This window comes from Marinarcus sediminis (SeqCode), assembly GCF_048571275.1.
GTDB lineage: Bacteria > Campylobacterota > Campylobacteria > Campylobacterales > Arcobacteraceae > Marinarcus > Marinarcus sediminis.
This window is the reverse complement of record NZ_CP182357.1, coordinates 2230885-2251758: the sequence shown is the minus strand read 5'-3', so window position 1 is coordinate 2251758 and position 20874 is coordinate 2230885. Positions and strand designations below refer to the sequence as shown.

The window sequence follows — 20874 nt, the reverse complement described above, 5'->3', positions numbered from 1 at the left end:
AGATACTTTTAGTTAATTAATTGTTAATTTTAATGAAAATTTAATAAAACTTGTTACATTTTAATTATTTTTAAATCATTTAAAGCTTTTTATTCATCTTTGAGTGAAATAAAAGATTGAATGATACAATTCATACGTTCAGGAATATCACTGGCATCAAGTTTCATATAATCGCTTTGTATCTTATAAAGCAAAGTATTGTTCAGTTTAAATTCAAAGACCAAATAACCTGCATATTTTTTAGAGTTTTCCTGTTTTTTGCCCAGATCTTTTTTATCATTTTCATAAATATAGTAATCAATGATGAGTCTATCTTTATTGGGTTTTTCTTTAAAAACATAAGAAGCAATAGTGTCGTGCAATTGAGTATTGGCCTCATCAATGGTTAAAATATCAATCAGTTTACTTTTCATATGTTGAGAGTACTCAATATGTGATTGAAGAGTGTAATTGTTTGATTTTAGAAGTTCTATGGCCAACTTTGTTTTCGGATGATGATAAATTTTTTCAAAAGTTACGGTTTTTTCTTGACAAGAGACTCTTTGTATTTTTAAATCTTTTTTGATCTGTTTGTAGAGAGAATATGAAAATATACTTATGATTAAAACAATAAATATGGGGGTGATTATTCTCATGAAAATCCTTTATTGTGAGCTTTAGAATTATAGTGTGATTAAAATTAATTCACCATTAATATAACTTAAAGTAATATTTATTATTAGTAAAAAATTAGAAATAATTATCTACACCATTTTATTATGCCTATTTTTAAGGAAAAATTCATTACTATTAAGAATTAATATCTGCTTAAAAAATAAAAATAACATTTATGTGTCAGTTTGAAGTCTGTTTTTTTAATATTTTTTTACTGCAGGATGAATTATCGTGGTAAAGGGATTGAATGCTTAATGCAAAAAATATTAATTTAGATGAAATCAAACCGATTTTTGCTAAATACAGCATATTGATTGTTGAAGACGATGCAACAATATTAAAACATTTTCAAGAGGTATTGTCTTTCTTTTTTAAAAAAGTTTATGCTGCTACTAACGGAGAAGAAGCATACGCACTTTATAAAGAACACAAAACCGAAATCTCAATTTTATTGTCTGATTACAATATGCCTAAAATGACGGGACTTGAGCTTTTTAAGAAAATAAGACGTTATGATAAATCTGTCATTTTGATGTTGCTGACAGGTGAGATGTCAAAAGAACTTTTTTCCGATGCCATTAAAGTAAAATTGAATGAATTTGTACTTAAACCTGTACAGTTAAAAACCTTTTTGGTTTTATTGTATCAAACACTTTTAACCATTGAGCAAGAAAAAGTTATCCAAAAACAAAACAAAGAGCTTAAAACCATATTTTCACTGCTTGAAAAACATAATTTGGTTACAAAAACCGATTTAAAAGGCAATATCACTTATGCCAATAAAAATTTTTGTGATGTTTCTGGTTATACGAAAGATGAAATAATGGGCAAACCTCATAATATTATCAGACATCCCGATACTCCAAAAGCTGTTTTTAAAGAGATGTGGCAAACCATTCAAAGTGGAAATATTTGGCGTGGAAGAATAAAAAACCAATCCAGTGATGGTTCGAGTTATATTGTCAATGCAATGATAATGCCCGTTCTTGACAGTATGGGAAATGTTAAAGAGTATATCAGTTCAAGACATTTAATCACACAAGAGATTACAGAACATGAAAAAGTTCAAGAGTTTAATCGTTATTTGAAAAAAAATCTTATCAATTTAAAATCCAAAAGCATTAAAACTATACGTGATACACACTCTTCAAAGCTTGATATTGAAAATGAGATAATCAAAGAGTATGAAGAGAAATATAAGACGTTAATGGAACAGACAACTTTGATAAAAGATAAAAATAAAATGCTTCTTTCGACATTAAATCTCAGAGAAAAAGAGTTGCAAGATGTATTGATTAAACACGATAAAGTTTATGACTTACATCGAGAAAAAATCGATATAGAGATCAGCAAAACCAAAGTAGCACATCAACAAGTTATTAAAATTAAAGCGTTGTATAATGATATATTAATTGAAAAGAATGAGTTAGAAAAAGCGCTGGAAACGGTGAAATTTGAGTTAGGAAAATATCAAAGTAGAGTCAAAGAGCTTGAAGACGTTGTCTACCATTATGATATGAACAAAGTAACACGACGATAACATAAAAGAGTTTTACTCTTTTATGTTCTTCAATTTTAGCTGCATAACTGAAAAGTTTTCATTTGTTGAGTCTTCTTCTATTTTTTTCAAAAGAACAATCTGTTTTGGATTGACTTTTTGAGTATGTATCAAATAGTTTTGAATGTTTTTTATTCTATTTTGTGCCAAAGTTTCCAAAGCTGTTTTTTCGATGATGTGTTTTTGTATCACTCGTTCTTCCAATTGAGTTAAGTAAGCATTGGCATCAAATTCATTGTTAATGGTAACCTCTTTTTTTAACTCTTTTAGACTCAGCTGATACGTTTCATAAAGATTTTCAAGCATTTCCAGATAGACTTTTTTATATTTCTTATCGCTGACTTTTCCCATTTTTTTATCTATAAACTCTTTAAAAGCGACTTTTTGAAGGGCATATAAATCATTTTTGGCATCAACTGTAGGGGTAAGTTCAATGGCAAGTTTTTCTCTTTCTTTAAGAATTTGAGAGACTTTATCTAACGGCTCTTTTTGTACAGGAGTAATAGCATCATTCCCAAAACTGAACTTCACGTTATTAATTTCATCTTCTCCAAAACCAAAAAGTGAGCCCAGAAGTGAAAAAGGTGCGGTGATGGCTTTAATCATTAAATTGGTAAAGGCTTTCCAAACAATAGGAGCAATACTGAATTGCGGGTTGTCTAAATTCCCTGTAATAGGAAGTTTTATATCAATAACGCCATTGGAGTCTTCTAAAATGGCAATGGCCAAATCAAGGGGTAAATTGACGGCATCTTTACTCTCGATTTTCTCTCCCAATTTGAATTTTTCTAAAAGGATATTGTTTTTAGCATTGAGTTGGGCATCTTTTAAATCATACATTAAATTCAGTGATAATTTTCCATCATCAATTTTTCGTCCAATAAATTTTCCCGAGTATGAGGTTAAATCACGCATGGCAACATTGTTAAATACAACAGCAATGTCTGTTCTGTCTTTAATATTATTGTAACTGACTTTCCCCTCAATTTTCATATAACCATACTGTCCCACACTGCCTTCAAGTTTTATTGTAGAGGGTTTGGTACTTCTTGAATTGTATTTAGAAAACTTACCTTTTAAATTTTTACTGTAAGTTTTAAATGGTATGGGTAAGGTCATGTCTTCAAAGGTCATAGAACCATGATTGATTTCAACCGCATCAACGTTAATCAACAGTGGGGAACTTCTGTTTTTCTCTTTTTTTGTTTTTGATTTTTTTTGTTTTTTGGCAAGTTTGCTTAAATTTAATTGGCTTTTTTTATTGATTTGGACAAAGGCATAAGGGGAAATAAGTTCAATACCATTGATAAATAAACTGTTGTTATCTTTGTTGTATTCGATTTTTTCCAGAGCCAACTCTTTGGCTTTAATAATGGAGACGTTTTTGTTTTGAATATCTATATTATTGATTTGTGTATTGGCATTGACGAAAATATTGCTTTTTTCATCCATCTTGATGTTGGCTTGGGCATCTAGCGTGGCTGTTTTAATTTGAATATGGCTTAAAGAAGCCAAGATATTATTCAGAACTGTTAATGGGAGTGTTTCAATGTGACACTCTGCCTCTAGGGTTGATTTGTTGGTATCAATTTGTGCTTGTGCTGCTATTTTGCCACTGTTGATATAGAGATTTAAATCTGTATTTATGGGGTGTGTTGGATTGGGCCAAGTTAAGTTAAAGTTCTCAATTTTAAAGGTGTTTAATGCGAGTATTTGATTTTGTGTTGTTTTCTCTTTTATGGATACATCATTTAAAGCAAATGAAGCGTCATTGATTTTGATGGATAACTCTTTTTCTAAATCGACAAAAAAACCAATTTTTGTTTGAAGGGTTAAATCCTCATTGATGTCAAAATCGTAGTTCTTTTTAACCGTATTCCAAATATCTTTGGTATAAAAATCTTTAATTGTAAAATTTCCATACACTTTTAAGGGGTTAAGATAAATCCCCCCTTCTAAATGAATATTGGTTTTGTCATTAAGTGTGCTATCAAAATTATTGGAGGCAACACTGTTTTTTAGTGTACTTAAGTCTCTGAATGTGTAGTTTAATTTATGTAATGAGAAATGAAAAGGCACATCTTGTGATAAATCTTCAAATGTAACTTCTCCATCTACAATGGCAAGCCTGTCCAGTTGCAGTTTGATTAATTCTACAGGTGTGGTAGGGTTATCTTTAACCTCAGAGGGGTTACTTTTAGGTTTGAGTGACATGAGGTTAAATGTTTTGTTTTGTGCAATAATGGCGTTGATTTTTGGTTGAATAATATTAAAATGATTAAAGTGTAAATAACCATTGGCGATGGTTCTTAGTAAATCAAAATCAAGTGAGAGATTATGAAAAGCAATCAGAGGTAAATCTTTCTCTTTGAGTGTTAAGTCATTCACATTCAGTTCAAAGGTTAATGGGTTAAAACGCACGGAGTCAATGGTCAAGTTTTTCTCTAAATGGGTCTTTGCAAAGTTAATGGCTTGTGATTTGATGATATAGGGAATAATTAAAAAACCAAGGATTAAATAAAAAAGAAAAAAAGCCGCAAGAGCAATACCTATTTTTTCATAGATTGTTCTTTTTTTCATTTGTATGACTCCTCCTGAGATATATAATATTATAACAAAATAATGATAACTTGGATACAATCTAGCTCAAGAAAATATAGGAATAGAGTATGACAATTATAGAATTATTTCAAAAATTATTACAATTTAAATCACTTACCCCAGATGACGATGGAGCTTTTGATTTTATAGAAGAGTATCTGGGAGATACTTGGAATTGTATCAAAGTTGATATGGAAGGTGTAAAAAACAGATTTTATTATAAAAAATTCAATGATAAAAAACAGCACTTATGTTTTGCAGGACATATTGATGTAGTACCTGTAGGACAAGGTTGGGAAATAGATCCTTTTGCAGCTGATGTAATAGATGGAGTAATAAGTGCAAGAGGTGCTCAAGATATGAAAAGTGGAGATGCTGCTTTTTTATATGCTTGTAAACATGCTCAAAATTTTGATGGAACACTTTCTATTCTTATGACAAGTGATGAAGAGGGTGAAGGCACTTACGGAACGATCAAAATGCTTGAACACTTAAAAGAGATAGATTTTATACCAAATTATGCAGTTGTAGCAGAACCAACGTGTGAAGAGGTTTTTGGTGATGCTATAAAAGTAGGAAGACGTGGAAGTATAAATGGATATATCACTATAAAAGGTAAACAAGGACATGCGGCATATCCAGAAAAATGTATCAACCCCGTGCATAACTTTGCTTCAATTTTACCAAAACTAGCAGGGCATAACTTAGATGACGGAGATGAGTATTTTGCGCCTAGTAAAATGGTAATCACAGATATTAGAGGTGGTATGGAAGTTACCAATGTAACCCCAAATGAACTGAAACTGATGTTCAATGTTAGAAATTCCACAAATACCACAAGAGAGTCTGTAGAAGAGTTTATACATGAAAATCTAAAAGGTTTAGAGTATGAGTTTAAAACCACACAAGGCTCATTTCCTTTTGTTACAAACAAAGAATCAAAAGTAGTTAAGGCTATGGAAACTTCTATAAAAGAGGTTTTAGGGGTAAGCACAAAACACTCAACACACGGGGGAACTTCTGACGCCAGATATTTTGGAGCCTTTGGAATAGAAGCCATAGAGTTTGGTGTTATAAATGACACTATTCATAGCGTAGGTGAGCGAACAACCGTGAAAGAAGTAGAGGGCTTAACCGCTGTGTTTGTGGATTTGATTAAGAACTTTTAAAAATAAATTGCAAATTGTAATAAAATTGTAACTAAAGAGTTCTTTTCGATAAACTTTTCAAAAAATTACATAGGAAGAGTTTATGGAAAATTTACCACAAGAAATAATCCAGAGTAGAATCTACGAAATCCGTAATTTAAAAGTTATGTTGGACAGTGACCTAGCAAAACTGTATGAAGTAGAAACCAAAAGAATAAATGAAGCAGTAAAAAACAACCCTGAAAAATTTCCTGAAGATTTTTATTTTGAACTCAGTGAAAAAGAGTTTGAGATTTTGCGGTCGAAAATTTCGACCACAAAATTTTCTAAAACAAGAACCTTGCCTAAAGTCTTTACTGAACAAGGTGTTTATATGCTTGCCACCGTATTAAAAAGCAAAATTGCTACAGATGTAACAATAAATATCATGCGAACCTTTACTAAACTCAGAGAGTTTGCCCTTACATATAAAGATATAGTAATAGAGTTAAAAAATCTAAAAGAAGATCTAAAACTAAATCAAAATCAAACAATAGAAAATACTCAACACATAAAAACAGCCTTTGAACTGCTTACTCAAATACTTGAAGACACAAAAAAGACAGATGATAAAGTGATGGGGTTTAGAATAGAGAAAAAGAATTAGATATAATAAAAAATTTAAAAAGGTAATTTTATGACTTGTCAACATCCTCAATGTAATTTAGAAATTTTTGAAAATAATAAATGTATTTTTCATTGTGAGAAAGATAATTGGTTTACAAATACTGATAAAAATGAAAATAAATGGGATAAAACTAAAGTAAATAAATTTTGGAGTGAATTAAATAAATTATTAAAAATTTATTATAAAAAATCTACAGATATAGAAAAACTGGATATAAGTTTATTCGGTTCCATAACATCATTTGGAAATGGGAATTCAAAAAATTATAGAACCATTAGAAACTTTAATATCCCACCGCTACTAGATATTACAAATTTAGATGAAAAATTACCATACTATTATTTTGACAATTGTACTTTTATTGATGATTTTATAATAGATTTAAAATTAGAAGATAAACACATGAAAAAAGATTTTAATTTTTCTCAGTGTACTTTTAAAGGCACTTTTGAAATAAAATCTGATAGTGCGGGTATAGATGGCACAATTAATATTGGAGGAACAAAACATTTTGATGATATAAAATTTGAAGGGGATTATTTTAAATCAGTAATAATTGATAATATAAATCATAGTTTACATCATAAAAAGAAAGTTGATATTAAGTTTTCTCCTAATTTAATAATAAGACATATGTTTTTTGATAGTATTATTTTTAGGCATTTAGATAAAGCAATGGTAAATAATATATTGTTTGTTTATATAAAAGCAAAAAATATATATATAGGAAGAAAAGCGTATGATAGGTCAAATATAAATGAACTTAAAATTCAAAATTCACTTTTAGAACAATTTAGTATTTCTGATTCTAATATAAAAGAATTTAAAATTAAAGAATCCCATTTTATCAATAATTCACGAATTAATATAGAAAATATAAAATTTAACAATTTTATTTTAGATGGTTTATATCAGGATTCAGAAAAAATCTATTTTAATCAAATTGAAATAAGTGATAAATTTTTGTTAAATAAAGCAGATTTACATGAAACTGTTTTTGAAAGTTTTAAAATCTCTAGTGATGCTGAAAAAGAAATAAATGATAGTTCTTTTATAAATGCACATTTAAATAGTATAGAGTGGGGAAATATTAATTCAATTAAATCAAGTAGAAATGTTTTTAGACAATTAAAATCCTTAAGTGATCAAAAAGCAAATTATATAGATGCAAATAATTTTTTTGTTAAAGAAATGAAAGAATATAAAAAAGAATTGTTGACAAAAATGTGGTTCTCTAGTTGGTGGGAAGAAAAATTTATATTTTTAATGAATGAGCAAATATCTTATTTTGGAAAAAGTTGGTTTCAATCTTTAGTTTGGTTATTTATTGTTAGTTTAGTTTTTTTTAATATCATAGAAGAAAATGTAAAACCTACATTAACTATACAATTTATTATAACTGGGATAATATATTTTAGTATTTATAAAATTAGAAATAAAATTAAATGTGGTAAATTGCCATATATTTTACCTCACTTATGCAGTGTAGTTTATTTATTTTATATAACTGATGGAAGTTTTTTTGATTCATTAAATGAATTATCACATTTCATAAATCCTGCGAGTTATAATGAATATAAAGAAAAAGGATGGGCCTCTATTTGGTCTTTTCATAAAGCAATAATTGCAATTATAATTTATCACTTTACAATTTCTTTAAGAAGACAAACAAAAAGATAATTTAATAGAATAATAAAAAGGTGAGATAAATGTCTTTTTCAAAAGAGGAAAAACAAAAGCTTTTAGAAGTAAAGTAAACAGATGCAAATAATAAAGTATGATGAAAAATATCAAAAAGAGATTCCTGAATTATTTACAAATACCATTCATAAAACATGTAACAAAGACTATACAAGTGAGCAATTAAACGCTTGGGCAAATTTAAATATTGATTATGATGTTTGGGAAAAAAGATTAGCAAAAAGCAACCCCTATTTAGCAATCATGGATAAAAAGCTTGTAGGCTTTGCAGAGTTTTATGAGGATTATATTGATTGTTTTTATGTACACCATGAATATCAAGGTTGTGGTGTAGGGGAAATGCTTATAAATCATATTTTTAAAATAGCAAAAGAACAAAAGCAAACTCTTTTAAAAGTGGATGCAAGTATTACTGCAAAACCATTTTTTGAGAAATTTGGTTTTATAGAAGTAAAGAAAAATTATGTCAAAAGAGACAATGAAGAGTTAATCAATTTTAGTATGCAAAGGGTGGAAGATGAAAAATAAATTACATTTTATGTGTGGGAAAATGGCAGCAGGGAAATCGATACTGTCAAAAAAACTCTCTAAAGAACATAATGCCATTTTTTTAAGCGAAGATGAACTTTTAAAAAAGTTATATCCTGATGAAATAAAAACCATTGAAGATTATATAAAGTATTCAAAAAGATTAAAAGATACAATGTTTGAATTTATTGTTGATCTTTTAAAAAAAGGCAATGAAGTTGTTTTGGATTTTCCTGCAAATACTATTACTCAAAGAGAGTGGTTTAAAGATATATTTGAAACAGCAAATGTTGAGCATATGATGTATTATGTAAAAAGAAGTGATGAAGTGTGTAAAGAGCAACTGAAAAAAAGAAATGAAAACTTACCAAAAGATGCACCTTTGATAGATGAAGCGACCTTTGATGCCATTACAAAATATTTTCAAGAACCAAAAGAAGAGGAAGGTTTTAATATAAGGTATGAGTAAATAGATAACTGATATAAATAGAACATCTTTTAAAAAAGACAGCGACAGTGAAGTGTTAATTAGCCAAGGCAAATATGCAAAAAAGTAAAAAATTTGTAATCTAAACTCTAAAACTAGAGAGAGTATAAGATATTATATTCAAGAAACTTTTGTAAAGTTAATTGAATATAATGAGTTAGCAAAGATAAAAAACTCTATTTTTTTAAACTTGATAATCTTCTATTTTAAAGCTATTAAATAATATATCAGTTGCATACATTCTTGCACCATGATTTAAGGCATCTAAAATATCTTTATCACTCCAGTTTTGTTCTTTTAGTTCACTTATAGTATTTTCACTTACTGCGTGTGGATTTTTAACTGAATTAATTACAAATTTTAAAAGCGCATTTTCCTCTTTTGTTAATTTTTCACAATATTTTTTATCTTTTAACATATTTACATCTTCACTACTCCACTTTGCTTTATTTATTAACAGTGCAGAATTAAAGTCAATACAAAAGTTACATTTTTCTTGGTTTGATACGCACACCCGTATACTTGCAAGCAGGGGCATTGATAAAGTTTCATGAGTTGCATAATATTTGATAAATTCAAGTTGTTGTTTTAACAGCTCTGTACTTGAACTAAAAAGTTTGGCGTTGTTTCCAATCTCCCCTCTTAGTTTTATTATCTCTTCATATATTTCCAATAATTCACCTGTGGCTTCCTCTTTTTCGTATGTTTTAATCAGTGGCATAATAACTCCTTTTCTTAGTTGACTTGTAGGTCAAGTAAAATAATACAATAACTTGACCTATAAGTCAAGTATAAAATGCTATAATTAAATTATGGAAAAAAATACAAGAGATAATTTAATAAATTCAGCATTTGATGAAATATTTGAAAATGGCTATCAAGGTGCTTCTTTAACTGTTATATTGAAAAATGCAAAAGTACATAAAGGTTCAATGTATCATTTCTTTGCAAACAAAAAAGCGTTAGCTTTAGTGTCAATAAAAGAGAAAATTTATGAGAGGTTTGCTCAAAGATATAATACAGTTTTAGCATTAGAATCAAACTATTTAGAAGCTTTTATCTCTAACATCAAAGATGTTACTCAAAGGGATTTTAATAAAGGTTGTCCAATAGCAAATGTAGTACAAGAGATGTCAAATCTTGACAGTGATTTTAAAATTTTGATGGAAGAGATTTATTTCACTTTTAGAAAAAATATAAAAGATATTTTGGATAAAGCAATAGAAAAAAAAGAGATGAAGTCCTGTGATACAACAAAATTAGCGCTTTATATAGCATCAACTTTAGAAGGTGCAATACTTTCAGCAAAAGCGACAGGAAATGTACAAGATTATGTGGATGTGATAGATATACTCTCCACTTATATCTTATCTTTTAAGATATAAGAAGACTATTGTCCCATTGCTGATTTTGTTGCAAAAATCACTGTTCCTATAGCAAATAATAAAACCACTAAAAGTAAAATTATCTTATAAAAAGAGAGTTTTAAAGTGATGTTTTCTTTGTTTATATTTCCAAAATTATTATATTTTATACAAATATATAATAAAACAAATCCCAAAATTGTACTAATAACTTCAATTATAAAAAGTGTTTGAGGCATGGGTATTGGGCTTACAGGAAATATTTTAAACAAATCAGAAATATAAACGGCAATATAACATATTGCAAAAAAAGCTGAGATAATTACAGAGTATGTTTTGTTTTTTATTACCAAATAAGCACCTAGAAAGCTTAGAATCCCAAGTGATGTAAGAAAAATATTAAACAAAGTAAGAACAAAAGGGGAATACGAAGAAAAATCTCTTGTTTCTATAGGACCACCAGGAACCAAAATAGTTAAAAGTATTGATAATGAAATCAATAAAAAAGCTATGATATAGTTAATTTTCATAATCAGTTCCTTATTATTTAAGTAATAAAATATTGCCATAGTTACGATTTAATAACAATAATTTAAATGGCATAAAAAAGGGGAAAAATGAATTTAGAAAAACTAAAAGATGTTGAGTCCGAATTTTTTGATGCTTACCCAAAGGGTTTTGAAGATGAAAAGTTAATTAAAATTGGCAAAAAATTCAACCCAGAAAAGCTGGAACTCTTTGCCAAAGAGTCTTTAAAAAAAGAGAATTTCTCCAATCCCAATCTCATAGCTGAAGCATATTTTAAAACCATTCAGAAGTCCGCCATGGTCTCTTTGTTTGATAAACTGAAACTTCGTGACGTGATAAAAGCTTTAACCTCTTATGAAAAAGATATGCTCAGTATTGAACTGTATGAGTTATTGTATGGAAATAAAAAAGATGGATTCGAAGGGCTTGTAGAGTTTTTAGCTGAATTTGGTATGGCAAAGTGGACTTTAGTGACCCTTGTGCCTTATAGTATCAATCGACAAAAAGAGTACTTTATTAAGCCAACTACTACAAAAAATATCATAAAATATCTGGAAATTCCCAATTTAATATATAAACCAAGACCATCGTATGAGTTTTATCAACAATACACGAAAGCTTTAGATAATATCAAATCAAAAGTTTCAAAACCACTCTCATTTGACAATGCTGCATTTACGGGGTTTTTAAAAATGGGTATTGAAATTTGTGGTGAATAATTAATGTATATACAATTAAAAGGGGAAAAATGTCAAATAAGCTTCTAAAAAATTTAAAGGTTTTATTTATAGAAGATGAAGATCTTATAAGAGATAAGATTGTCTCTTCCTTAGAGTATATTGTAGATGAAGTAATTTCAGCTTCAAACGGAGTAGAGGCATTAGAAAAACTTCAAAATTTTACTCCTGATTTGATCATCACTGATTTAGAAATGCCCGAAATGAATGGGGCAGACTTTATTCATGAAGTCAGAAAAAAAGATCAAAATACGTGTATTGTTGTGGTCACTGCATATACGAGTGAAAAGTACTTATTACAACTGATTGATATGCACATTGAAAAATATATTCTCAAACCCATTACTTTGGAAAAACTCATTATGGCGTTGGAAGATTGTCAAAAAAAGTTTTCTAACAGCAGTAATTTAAAAAGAACGCTTCCCGATGATTACACATACGATTGGAATCAAAAAATTTTGTTACATAAAGAGGAAATGATTACTTTAACCAAAAAAGAGATTCTATTTTTAGAACTTCTTTTCAAAAATATTGACAGTATAACTTCCTTTGATGAGTTACAAGAAGTTGTTTGGCAAGACAGTGTTATGACAGACAATGCTTTGCGTTCTTTGATCAGAAATTTAAGAAAAAAATTGCCAAAAGATTTTATTGTCAATTTATCGGGTATTGGTTATAAAGTTGCGTAAATATTTAGTTCTTCTCTTATGTGTAAGCTTTTTATTTTCAAATGAAGCAATAACATATAAGCATGATCAAACAGATAAAATTCTTTTAAATAAAATGACAAAAGAGTCCGAACTAAAAGTATATATGCCAACCCTTCCATATTTCAATCTGATAGGTTTGATTAATGGTACTTTGGTCAAACTCAGTGATTCTAAAAGAGGGTGGGATTATTATTTAGCCTATAAACATAAAAAGATAGATGCACTTACCTATGACTTTTGGTTAAGAGATGATGTGCGTTATCAAGATGGTACAAAATTTGATGCGGATTCTGTAGTGGATAATTTGAACCATTTTATGAAAGGACCTTTTTTATACAGTAATATTCACAATGCTTTAGACTCAGTTGAAAAATTAAATGATTATAAAATAAGAATACATTTGAAAATACCTTACGGGATGTTATTGAATGATTTGTGTGTAATCAATTTTTATACAAAAAAATATTATGAAAAATACAATTGGACCCCCAGTTTAACAGCTCAAAATACCAAAGGCCCGGGTCTTTATGGAGCAGGCCCTTATATCATGGCTCAAGGTTATGCCACAGGATTAAAACAGAGTAAAAAGATAGTTTTAACCGCAAATCCATACTATTTTGAAAAAAATAAACCTTATATAAATAAAATCACCATTTATACAGAACTTCCAACAAAAGAGGTTATTAATGATATTTCAAAACATGAGGGGAAACTTGATATTGCTTATATTCCTTATAATAAAAAAACTGAAATAGTCAATTCAAAATATGCAAAACTTTTAATCTCTCCTTCCCATGGTAATTTAACCGTTCATATGAATCTCATAAAGAAAAACTCAAAACTTAAAAATATAGAAGTAAGACAAGCTTTAAATGATGCCATTGATCAAAAAAAGTTGATCAAGTTTGCTTTTAGAAATGAAGCGAGTGTATCGCCATTTTTATTATCTTCGAATACTTATTTTGCAAAAGAGTTATCAAAAAAATATTTAAACCAAAAACCAAGATTTACTCAAAAACAGTTGCATGCTATTTTAAATGGTTTAGAGTTAAAAGTCATTACCCAAGACAGGTTTATGTCTGTTTGGAAAGGAGTGGAGTACCAACTGTCAAAGTATGGTGTAAAACTAAACTATACAATAACAAGTGATGAAAAAGTTGTTTTAGAAAAGCTTTTAAACAACAGAAAAAATATTTATGATTGGGATTTATTGATTTGGGGAAATGAGGATTGGAATGGAAGCCCTTGGACAGCATTTTTTACCTTATATACAAAAGCCAATTGGTGTTCAATTGATACAGACGATTATTTAGTCAAGGCGTTTGAAAAGTTATTCAGACTCGATACAAATTCAAAAGAGTTTCAAAAAGAGGTCAATAAAATTTTATTGTACAGTTATGAAAAAGCTTACACGCTGGTTTTACCTTCACCCAATATTGTCATTGCCTTAAATAAAGAGGTCTATTATCATCCTTCTGAGATGTCCACTTTCCCTTTATGGAATGCAAAAATTACCCCGTATCATTGGTCTATTAGAAAAGGGAAGTCAGATAAAAGTAGACTCAATTACCTTTATCCCATTAGGATTAAAAATGAATAACTTAAAAATACGACAGAAGTTTATTATAATTGGACTTATTGCTCTCGTTTCATTGGTGTTGTTGGCTTTATTATCACTAAAAATAAATAAAGACAGTTTTACCAATTCAAATAGTGTTGTAATAAACTTTAAAGATACACAAGAGATTCAAACTTTTTATATAGAAGAACTTTTTTTATTAAGAGAGGTCACTCTGTCTTTGGTAATATCTCCCAATGATGATTTTAAAAAGAAGTTTGACGAAAAGATTTCACCTATTATAAAAAAATTGGATAAAAAATTTTCAAATGAAACACCTGATAATAAAAAAGCGTGGGAAGAGTATAAAAAACTGGTTTTAAAAACCAGAGAATACTCTTTGAATGGATTTGATGAAGGTGCTTTTATGAATACTTCATCTGTGGAGAGAGAGACTTTTTATTTTTTGATTAATACCTTAAAAACAATTCAAAAAAAGAATTTACAAGAGTCTGAAAAAAAATTAACAGAATTGAAAAATGATGTAAAAGTAAACAATATATATATTCTTCTAGGGGTTTTGATTATTGGTTTTTTTGGTTTTATTATTAATTTGACCGTTGTTTTTAAAATAGTCAAACAAATAGAGAGTGTACAAAGTGGATTACAGAAATTTTTTAAATATTTAACCAATCCTACTGCTTATAAAGAGCAGTTGCATATTGATATAATAAGTAAAGATGAACTGGGATTAATGGCAGAAGCTATCAATACAAAAGTAAAATTAATAAAAGAGAATTTGCGAGATGACTATAGGCTGATACAAGAAGCTACGTTTACTTTGGACTCTTTAAAAGAGGGGAAATTTGGAAAAAGATTAGAGAGAGAGGCAAAATCCAATGAACTCAATGTATTAAAAAATGTTATGAACGAAATGATTGAGAATCTGGAAGATAAAATATTAGAAGAGATCAATCACAGAACAAATCAAGAAAAACTCATGATTCAACAATCAAAACTCGCAGCTATGGGAGAGATGATTGGAAATATTGCCCACCAATGGAGACAACCCTTAGGTGAAATCAATGCTGTATTGATGGAGATAGAGACTATAACTCGATATGGGAAACTTGAAGAAGAACATCTTTTACAAAGTATAAAGACCTGTAATGAGATTGCAGAGCATATGTCAACTACCATAAGTGATTTTCAAAACTTTTTTAAACCTTCAAAACAAAAAGATAAATTTTCAGTAGTAGAAGTGTGTAAAAAAGCGGTATCAATTATTAATGCCTCTTTAAAGAACAATAACATAGAACTGATTTTTGATATTCAAGAAGATAATACAATAGAAGGGTATTCAAATGAGTTCTCTCATGCCATATTAAATATCATTTCAAATGCAAAAGATGCGTTAATATCAAGAAAAATTAAGAATCCAATCATAATTTTAAGCATAAAAGTGGGTAAAGAGTTTACCGTAATTAAAATAGAAGACAATGCAGGAGGCATTAAACTAAAAGATATTAATTTAGTCTTTGAACCTTATTTTACCACTAAAGGTGAAAAAAGAGGTACAGGAATAGGTTTATATATGACAAAATTAATTGTTGAAGATAATATGCATGGATTTATTGATGTAAAAAATACAAACGATGGAGCACTTTTTAGAATAAAAGTAAAATAAACTTTCCCACTTTTTCTACACTTTTTTTCAATTAATAGGACTTTTTTTTCATATATACTTTTTTAAATAGAAAAATAAAGGAGTAATATGAAAACGAGTTTAATTCTTGGAATGACTTTCTTAACAGTCTCATTATACGCAAGTGAAACAATGTACAGTAGCGGCGTAAAAAATCTCTATGAAGCTTCAGATAGCAATGCCGTTAAAGGCAGACTTTTGCCCACATCAAAAGTTACAGTGGTAGAAAAAAATTCAGATAAATCAAAAATCGAAATTGAAGGGTTTATGAAAGCTGGAGTATCTAATGCCATTTACTTTGTAAAAGGGAAAAGAATTTTAGTTGCAGGACTTGCTAAAAATGGAAAGTTTGATGTAAAAAAACTTTCAACAAGTAAAGATGAAAATGGTGTAGAGTGGGATAAAGTAGTTTTAACCGCTTATACAAAAAATGACAATCTGAGTAAAGATTTAAAACCTTTATATGATAAAGCAGAAGATTTATTTAAAAATAACTGTTCTATTTGTCATCCAATTCATCCTGTAAGTGAATTCACAGCTAACCAATGGCCAAGTATGTTTAAAGCGATGGAGAACAGAACTGCTATTCCAAAACAAGAGAGATATTTGGTAACACAATATTTGCAAAAACATGCAAAAGATATGAAAGGTGAGTAAAATGAAAAATATTGATCAAAAAAGAAGAGGATTTCTAAAAGTAGTTGCGTTATTCAGTACCGTTCCATTTATTGATGCAATTACAACAAGAGGGGAGTTACTTGCAGGTACAATTGCAAACTTTTCTACAAAACTGGTTGAAAATGGTGAAGTATTAACCGCTGCTCACTGGGGTATGTTAAAACTGACTATAAAAAATGGGAAAGTGGTAAAATCTGAGCCTTATCAAAAAACTTCAGGTATTGAAAACTCATTACAACACTATACCCAAGATCTTGTTTATGCAGACGATAGAATAAAATACCCAATGGTAAGAAAATCGTATTTAGCAAATCCAGACAGTCCTAAACCTGAATTAAGGGGGAATGATGAGTGGGTGAGAGTTTCTTATGAAGATGCCATTAAATTAGTTGCAAAAGAGCTTAAAAAAACAAGAAAAGACAAAGGTGCCCAAGGAGTTTTTGCAGGGAGTTATGGTTGGAAAAGTAGTGGTAGTATCCACAACTGTAGAGTTTTATTACACAGATTTATGACAGCAACGGGTGGATTTACTGGTACAGTTGGTGATTATTCAACAGGTGCTTCACAAGTCATTATGCCACATGTATTGGGTACACTTGAAGTATATGAACAACAAACTTCATGGCCTGTGGTATTAGAGAGTTCAAAAGTTGTAGTAATTTGGGGAGCAAACCCACTTGCAACGTTAAAAATTGCTTGGACTTCAACGGATGAAAATGGATTTAAATATTTTGAAGAGTTAAAAAAATCTGGTAAAAAAATCATTTGTATTGACCCTTTTAAAACTGAAACTTGTGAATACCTAGATGCACAATGGGTTGCACCAAATCCAAATACAGACGTTGCAATGATGATGGGTATGGTACATACTTTATTAGAAGCAAAAAAATATGATGCAGACTTTTTAGCCGATTATACTGAAGGTTTTGATAAGTTCAAAGAGTATTTATACGGAAAAGAGGATGGCATTGTAAAAAGTGCTAAATGGGCATCAAAAATTTGTGGAGTGGATGAAAAAACCATTAATTCCTTGGCAAATCTGTTCTATGATAACAGAACGATGTTTATGTCTGGATGGGGAATGCAAAGAGCGCATCATGGGGAACAACCTCATTGGATGTTAGTAACATTAGCTTCCGTTATTGGACAAATTGGACTTCCTGGTGGTGGATTTGGATTATCTTATCACTATTCAAATGGTGGTACACCAACAGCAAAAAGTGCAATTATTGGAGGAATTACTGCAAATGTTACACCAACCAAAGACGAAGGTGGAGCAGCATGGTTAAGAAATGCAGCTAAATACTCTTTCCCCGTTGCAAGAATTGCTGATGCTTTACTGAACCCAGGGAAAACAATTGATTTTAATGGTAAAAAAGTGACGTATCCAGAGATTGATTTTATCTATTGGGTAGGGGGGAATCCATTTGTTCATCATCAAGATACAAATACTTTACTCAAAGCTTGGCAAAAACCAAGAACGGTTGTTGTTAATGAAGCATTCTGGACACCAACTGCAAGAATGGCAGATATTGTAATGCCAACAACTACTTCATATGAAAGAAATGATATTACAATGACAGGTGATTATTCAAACTTAAATATTGTTCCTATGAAACAAGCCGTTAAAAAACAGTTTGAATCAAGAGATGATTACCAAATATTCAGTGACTTAGCAAAAGAGTTTGGTGTATTTGAAAAATATACTCAAAATAAAACTGATTTGCAATGGGTAGAGGAGTTTTATACAAAAGCTTATAACCAAGCGCAAAACATGAAATTGGCCATGCCAACATTCAGAGAGTTTTGGAGTAAAAATCAACCAATCACTTTTGATGTTCCATATGAAAATACACAATTTGTAAGATATGCAGATTTCAGAGAAGATCCAATTCTAAATCCACTTGGAACACCATCTGGAAGAATAGAAATCTACTCTAAAACAATAGAACAAATGAATTACAAAGATTGTAAAGCACACCCAACTTGGTTAGAACCAGCGGAGTGGGTAGGTATGGAAGAAAAAACTGCAGAGTTTGCATTAATCTCTCCACACCCTAGTCATAGATTGCACTCTCAACTTAACAATACAAGTTTGAGAAAAAAATATGCCGTCGCAAACAGAGAACCAATTTGGATCAATACAAAAGATGCAAAAGCAAAAGGGATTAAATCGGGTGATGTGGTAAGAGTATTTAATGACAGAGGTGAAATCTTAACCGGTGCCATTGTAACGGATGGATTAAAACGTGGAATTGTAAGAGTACAAGAGGGTGCTTGGTATGATCCATTGGAAAAAGGAAAAATTGGAACACTGTGTAAAAATGGTTCAGCTAACCTTTTAACAAAAGATATTCCAACCTCAGAACTTGCTATGGGAAATAGTTCAAATACCGCTTTAGTCAATATTGAAAAATATACAAAAAAAGCGCCTGAATTAACTATCTTCAAACAACCTAACTAAAACAAAAGTAGAGATTTCTTCTCTACTTTTTCACTTCAAGACAAAAGTACTTTATTTTCTATATAATCTTTCTTATAAAATAAAAAAGAGAGAATATGAAAGTAACAAGAGTAAAAAACTTAATGATTTCTGGACTTAGCGTTATCACAAATAACACGCTTGAATTTGAGTCAGAAAATGGTAAAATTCCTCAATTATGGAATGATTATATTGAAAAAAATGTTTATGGAAATACTTTCAATAAAACAAAGAGTCAATATATGTATGGTGTTTACAGTGACTATACAAGTGATGCAACAGGTGATTATGTAGTAACGGTTGGTGTAGAAGTCAGTAAACCCAAAAATGCTATCGTAATAGAAGATGAAAGATATTTGGTTTTTTCAAAAAAAGGTGAACTTCCAGATGTTGTCGTAGAACTTTGGGAAGAGATTTGGAACTATTTTGAAGGAAACAGTGAGTATGAAAGAGCCTTCAGTGTCGATTTTGAAAAATATACCAAAGAAGATGAAATTGAGATATTTATCTCAATTCTATAAATAATTGTAAGGAATTTTTTCTATACCTTCAAATAAAAATATAATATAATTATAGGTAAACTAAAGGCAAAAATAAATCAGATTTAAGGAGTTTTTGGATGAGCAAAAGCAGTCGTTTTTATAATTCATTAAAAGTATTAAAGCATTTTTCTGAAATCACTGATTTAACTCATTACAAAAGTGTACCGCCTGATTGGTATGTATTGGTTGCCGATATAAAAAATTCAACGAAAGCCATAGAAGAAGGCCGATATAAAGAGGTTAATTTTATTGGAGCCATGGTTATTGTGTCTATTTTAAACCTTTCAAGACAGTTGGATATCCCCTTTATTTTTGGTGGTGACGGAGCCACTCTTTTAATACCTGCTGTGTTGTATGAAAAAAGTTGTGCTACGCTGTATAAACTGAGAAAAATGGTTCAAGAACAGCACAATTTGCAATTAAGAATTGGTGCCATTAAAGTTGAAAAGATTTACAAAAGTGGCAAAAAAATTGAACTGACAAAGTTTGAAGTATCCAAAGACTATATTCAAGCCGTTATTGTAGGTGGAGGAATAGAGTATTGTGAATATTTACTTAAAAATTGTTACGAAGAGTATGCCATCAATGGAAGTTTGGTGTATAAAAAAATTGATGTTGATTTCAGTGGATTAGAGTGTCGATGGGAAAGTGTTGCTTCACCAAAAGATGAAAACTTGACCCTACTTATTAAAGTCACAGAGGAAAAAAATCACGCAGAGTATCGAACAATATTAGACAATATTGAAAAGATTATTGGCGATTCAAATGAGAGAAATCCTATCAAGGTTGAAAATCTCAATCTCTCTTTTTCAACAAAAGAGTTAATGGGTGAAGCAATGTTATCTTCAAACAGTTTTATTGAGACTTTTTTTAATGTTTTAAAAATCATGGTATTAAATTCAGTTGGTTTATTGCTGATGAAATTCAAAATTAAAAAGTGGGGCAGTTATAAAGAACACATAACGCAAACCACCGATACTGAAAAATTTGATGATATGCTTAGAATGGTTGTAGCTGTCAATAAAAATGAGTCAAAACAATTGGAAGCCTATTTGGAAAATGCTTTTAAAGAAGGAAAAATAATATATGGCATACATAAAAGTGATGCGGCTTTAATGACGTGTTTGATATTTGAAAGACATGGCAAACATGTTCACTTTATTGATGGAGCAAATGGAGGATATGCCCTTGCTTCTAAAAATTTAAAAGCAAGAGCAAAATAGACG

19 protein-coding genes are annotated in these 20874 nt (G+C 29.7%); 15 read left to right on the top strand and 4 right to left on the bottom strand.

Going from position 1 to position 20874, the window contains the following annotated elements; genetic code table 11:
• Window positions 1-89: 89 nt before the first annotated feature.
• Window positions 90-635, bottom strand: coding sequence for a hypothetical protein (locus ACNI3C_RS11340; RefSeq protein WP_419769915.1), 546 nt, complete (start codon window positions 633-635; stop codon window positions 90-92).
• Window positions 636-901: 266 nt separating this feature from the next.
• Here ACNI3C_RS11340 and ACNI3C_RS11335 point away from each other — a divergent pair, with 266 nt between their 5' ends.
• Entirely contained in the window at window positions 902-2194 is a 1293-nt protein-coding gene (locus ACNI3C_RS11335; protein ID WP_419769914.1) for a response regulator, read from the top strand.
• A 12-nt stretch (window positions 2195-2206) separates the two neighbouring features.
• Here the strand turns inward: ACNI3C_RS11335 and ACNI3C_RS11330 are convergent, their stop codons facing one another.
• Window positions 2207-4792: a DUF748 domain-containing protein gene (locus ACNI3C_RS11330; RefSeq protein WP_419769913.1), complete on the bottom strand. Its 2586-nt coding sequence runs from the start codon at window positions 4790-4792 to the stop codon at window positions 2207-2209.
• An 89-nt stretch (window positions 4793-4881) separates the two neighbouring features.
• Between ACNI3C_RS11330 and dapE the strand changes: the two genes are divergently transcribed.
• The 5 genes from dapE to ACNI3C_RS11305 all read left to right on the top strand — a co-directional run bounded on the left by dapE (window position 4882) and on the right by ACNI3C_RS11305 (window position 9326).
• Window positions 4882-5982 (top strand): succinyl-diaminopimelate desuccinylase, encoded by a 1101-nt coding sequence (gene dapE / locus ACNI3C_RS11325; RefSeq protein ID WP_419769912.1) that lies wholly within the window; start codon window positions 4882-4884, stop codon window positions 5980-5982.
• An 82-nt stretch (window positions 5983-6064) separates the two neighbouring features.
• Window positions 6065-6607 carry an ORF6N domain-containing protein gene (locus ACNI3C_RS11320; RefSeq protein ID WP_419769911.1) on the top strand — a complete coding sequence of 181 codons (543 nt, stop codon included), beginning with the start codon at window positions 6065-6067 and terminating at the stop codon, window positions 6605-6607.
• A 30-nt stretch (window positions 6608-6637) separates the two neighbouring features.
• Window positions 6638-8308, top strand: coding sequence for a hypothetical protein (locus ACNI3C_RS11315; RefSeq protein ID WP_419769910.1), 1671 nt, complete (start codon window positions 6638-6640; stop codon window positions 8306-8308).
• An 81-nt stretch (window positions 8309-8389) separates the two neighbouring features.
• Window positions 8390-8857, top strand: coding sequence for a GNAT family N-acetyltransferase (locus tag ACNI3C_RS11310; RefSeq protein WP_419769909.1), 468 nt, complete (start codon window positions 8390-8392; stop codon window positions 8855-8857).
• Complete coding sequence (locus tag ACNI3C_RS11305; protein ID WP_419769908.1) at window positions 8847-9326, top strand: P-loop nucleotide/nucleoside kinase family protein; 480 nt, start codon at window positions 8847-8849, stop codon at window positions 9324-9326. Before ACNI3C_RS11310 ends, ACNI3C_RS11305 begins: the two co-directional genes overlap by 11 nt.
• A 202-nt stretch (window positions 9327-9528) precedes the next feature.
• Here the strand turns inward: ACNI3C_RS11305 and ACNI3C_RS11300 are convergent, their stop codons facing one another.
• Window positions 9529-10065, bottom strand: coding sequence for a carboxymuconolactone decarboxylase family protein (locus tag ACNI3C_RS11300; RefSeq protein WP_419769907.1), 537 nt, complete (start codon window positions 10063-10065; stop codon window positions 9529-9531).
• A 91-nt stretch (window positions 10066-10156) separates the two neighbouring features.
• On the opposite strand from ACNI3C_RS11300, the gene ACNI3C_RS11295 reads away from it, so the two are divergent.
• Complete coding sequence (locus ACNI3C_RS11295; RefSeq protein WP_419769906.1) at window positions 10157-10729, top strand: TetR/AcrR family transcriptional regulator; 573 nt, start codon at window positions 10157-10159, stop codon at window positions 10727-10729.
• A 5-nt stretch (window positions 10730-10734) separates the two neighbouring features.
• On the opposite strand, the gene ACNI3C_RS11290 is transcribed toward ACNI3C_RS11295, so the two are convergent.
• On the bottom strand, window positions 10735-11238 hold the full coding sequence (locus tag ACNI3C_RS11290; RefSeq protein WP_419769905.1) for a DUF8051 family protein: 504 nt from the start codon (window positions 11236-11238) through the stop codon (window positions 10735-10737).
• A gap of 87 nt (window positions 11239-11325) precedes the next feature.
• Here ACNI3C_RS11290 and ACNI3C_RS11285 point away from each other — a divergent pair, with 87 nt between their 5' ends.
• The 8 genes from ACNI3C_RS11285 to ACNI3C_RS11250 all read left to right on the top strand — a co-directional run bounded on the left by ACNI3C_RS11285 (window position 11326) and on the right by ACNI3C_RS11250 (window position 20871).
• The gene (locus ACNI3C_RS11285) at window positions 11326-11955 is read left to right on the top strand and encodes a hypothetical protein (protein WP_419769904.1); all 630 of its coding nucleotides are present in this window, start codon (window positions 11326-11328) and stop codon (window positions 11953-11955) included.
• A gap of 29 nt (window positions 11956-11984) precedes the next feature.
• Complete coding sequence (locus ACNI3C_RS11280) at window positions 11985-12662, top strand: response regulator transcription factor (protein WP_419769903.1); 678 nt, start codon at window positions 11985-11987, stop codon at window positions 12660-12662.
• Between the two features lie 124 nt (window positions 12663-12786).
• A complete protein-coding gene (locus ACNI3C_RS11275) occupies window positions 12787-14283 on the top strand; it encodes an ABC transporter substrate-binding protein (RefSeq protein WP_419769902.1) in 1497 nt (498 codons plus the stop codon).
• Entirely contained in the window at window positions 14276-15928 is a 1653-nt protein-coding gene (locus tag ACNI3C_RS11270; RefSeq protein ID WP_419769901.1) for a sensor histidine kinase, read from the top strand. Before ACNI3C_RS11275 ends, ACNI3C_RS11270 begins: the two co-directional genes overlap by 8 nt.
• A gap of 87 nt (window positions 15929-16015) precedes the next feature.
• The gene (locus ACNI3C_RS11265) at window positions 16016-16603 is read left to right on the top strand and encodes a cytochrome C (protein WP_419769900.1); all 588 of its coding nucleotides are present in this window, start codon (window positions 16016-16018) and stop codon (window positions 16601-16603) included.
• Between the two features lies 1 nt (window position 16604).
• Entirely contained in the window at window positions 16605-19088 is a 2484-nt protein-coding gene (torA, locus tag ACNI3C_RS11260; RefSeq protein WP_419769899.1) for a trimethylamine-N-oxide reductase TorA, read from the top strand.
• Window positions 19089-19183: 95 nt separating this feature from the next.
• Window positions 19184-19627 (top strand): GyrI-like domain-containing protein, encoded by a 444-nt coding sequence (locus tag ACNI3C_RS11255; RefSeq protein WP_419769898.1) that lies wholly within the window; start codon window positions 19184-19186, stop codon window positions 19625-19627.
• 98 nt (window positions 19628-19725) lie between these two features.
• Window positions 19726-20871, top strand: coding sequence for a DUF3095 domain-containing protein (locus ACNI3C_RS11250; protein ID WP_419769897.1), 1146 nt, complete (start codon window positions 19726-19728; stop codon window positions 20869-20871).
• The last annotated feature ends 3 nt before the right edge of the window (window positions 20872-20874 follow it).

Excerpts from the sequence above, each read along its gene's own strand:
- ACNI3C_RS11340 (WP_419769915.1), bottom strand. The coding sequence starts at position 635 with ATGAGAATAATCACCCCCATATTTATTGTTTTAATCATAAGTATATTT.
- ACNI3C_RS11335 (WP_419769914.1), top strand. The coding sequence starts at position 902 with ATGCTTAATGCAAAAAATATTAATTTAGATGAAATCAAACCGATTTTT.
- ACNI3C_RS11330 (WP_419769913.1), bottom strand. The coding sequence starts at position 4,792 with ATGAAAAAAAGAACAATCTATGAAAAAATAGGTATTGCTCTTGCGGCT.
- dapE (WP_419769912.1), top strand. The coding sequence starts at position 4,882 with ATGACAATTATAGAATTATTTCAAAAATTATTACAATTTAAATCACTT.
- ACNI3C_RS11320 (WP_419769911.1), top strand. The coding sequence starts at position 6,065 with ATGGAAAATTTACCACAAGAAATAATCCAGAGTAGAATCTACGAAATC.
- ACNI3C_RS11315 (WP_419769910.1), top strand. The coding sequence starts at position 6,638 with ATGACTTGTCAACATCCTCAATGTAATTTAGAAATTTTTGAAAATAAT.
- ACNI3C_RS11310 (WP_419769909.1), top strand. The coding sequence starts at position 8,390 with ATGCAAATAATAAAGTATGATGAAAAATATCAAAAAGAGATTCCTGAA.
- ACNI3C_RS11305 (WP_419769908.1), top strand. The coding sequence starts at position 8,847 with ATGAAAAATAAATTACATTTTATGTGTGGGAAAATGGCAGCAGGGAAA.
- ACNI3C_RS11300 (WP_419769907.1), bottom strand. The coding sequence starts at position 10,065 with ATGCCACTGATTAAAACATACGAAAAAGAGGAAGCCACAGGTGAATTA.
- ACNI3C_RS11295 (WP_419769906.1), top strand. The coding sequence starts at position 10,157 with ATGGAAAAAAATACAAGAGATAATTTAATAAATTCAGCATTTGATGAA.
- ACNI3C_RS11290 (WP_419769905.1), bottom strand. The coding sequence starts at position 11,238 with ATGAAAATTAACTATATCATAGCTTTTTTATTGATTTCATTATCAATA.
- ACNI3C_RS11285 (WP_419769904.1), top strand. The coding sequence starts at position 11,326 with ATGAATTTAGAAAAACTAAAAGATGTTGAGTCCGAATTTTTTGATGCT.
- ACNI3C_RS11280 (WP_419769903.1), top strand. The coding sequence starts at position 11,985 with ATGTCAAATAAGCTTCTAAAAAATTTAAAGGTTTTATTTATAGAAGAT.
- ACNI3C_RS11275 (WP_419769902.1), top strand. The coding sequence starts at position 12,787 with ATGCCAACCCTTCCATATTTCAATCTGATAGGTTTGATTAATGGTACT.
- ACNI3C_RS11270 (WP_419769901.1), top strand. The coding sequence starts at position 14,276 with ATGAATAACTTAAAAATACGACAGAAGTTTATTATAATTGGACTTATT.
- ACNI3C_RS11265 (WP_419769900.1), top strand. The coding sequence starts at position 16,016 with ATGAAAACGAGTTTAATTCTTGGAATGACTTTCTTAACAGTCTCATTA.
- torA (WP_419769899.1), top strand. The coding sequence starts at position 16,605 with ATGAAAAATATTGATCAAAAAAGAAGAGGATTTCTAAAAGTAGTTGCG.
- ACNI3C_RS11255 (WP_419769898.1), top strand. The coding sequence starts at position 19,184 with ATGAAAGTAACAAGAGTAAAAAACTTAATGATTTCTGGACTTAGCGTT.
- ACNI3C_RS11250 (WP_419769897.1), top strand. The coding sequence starts at position 19,726 with ATGAGCAAAAGCAGTCGTTTTTATAATTCATTAAAAGTATTAAAGCAT.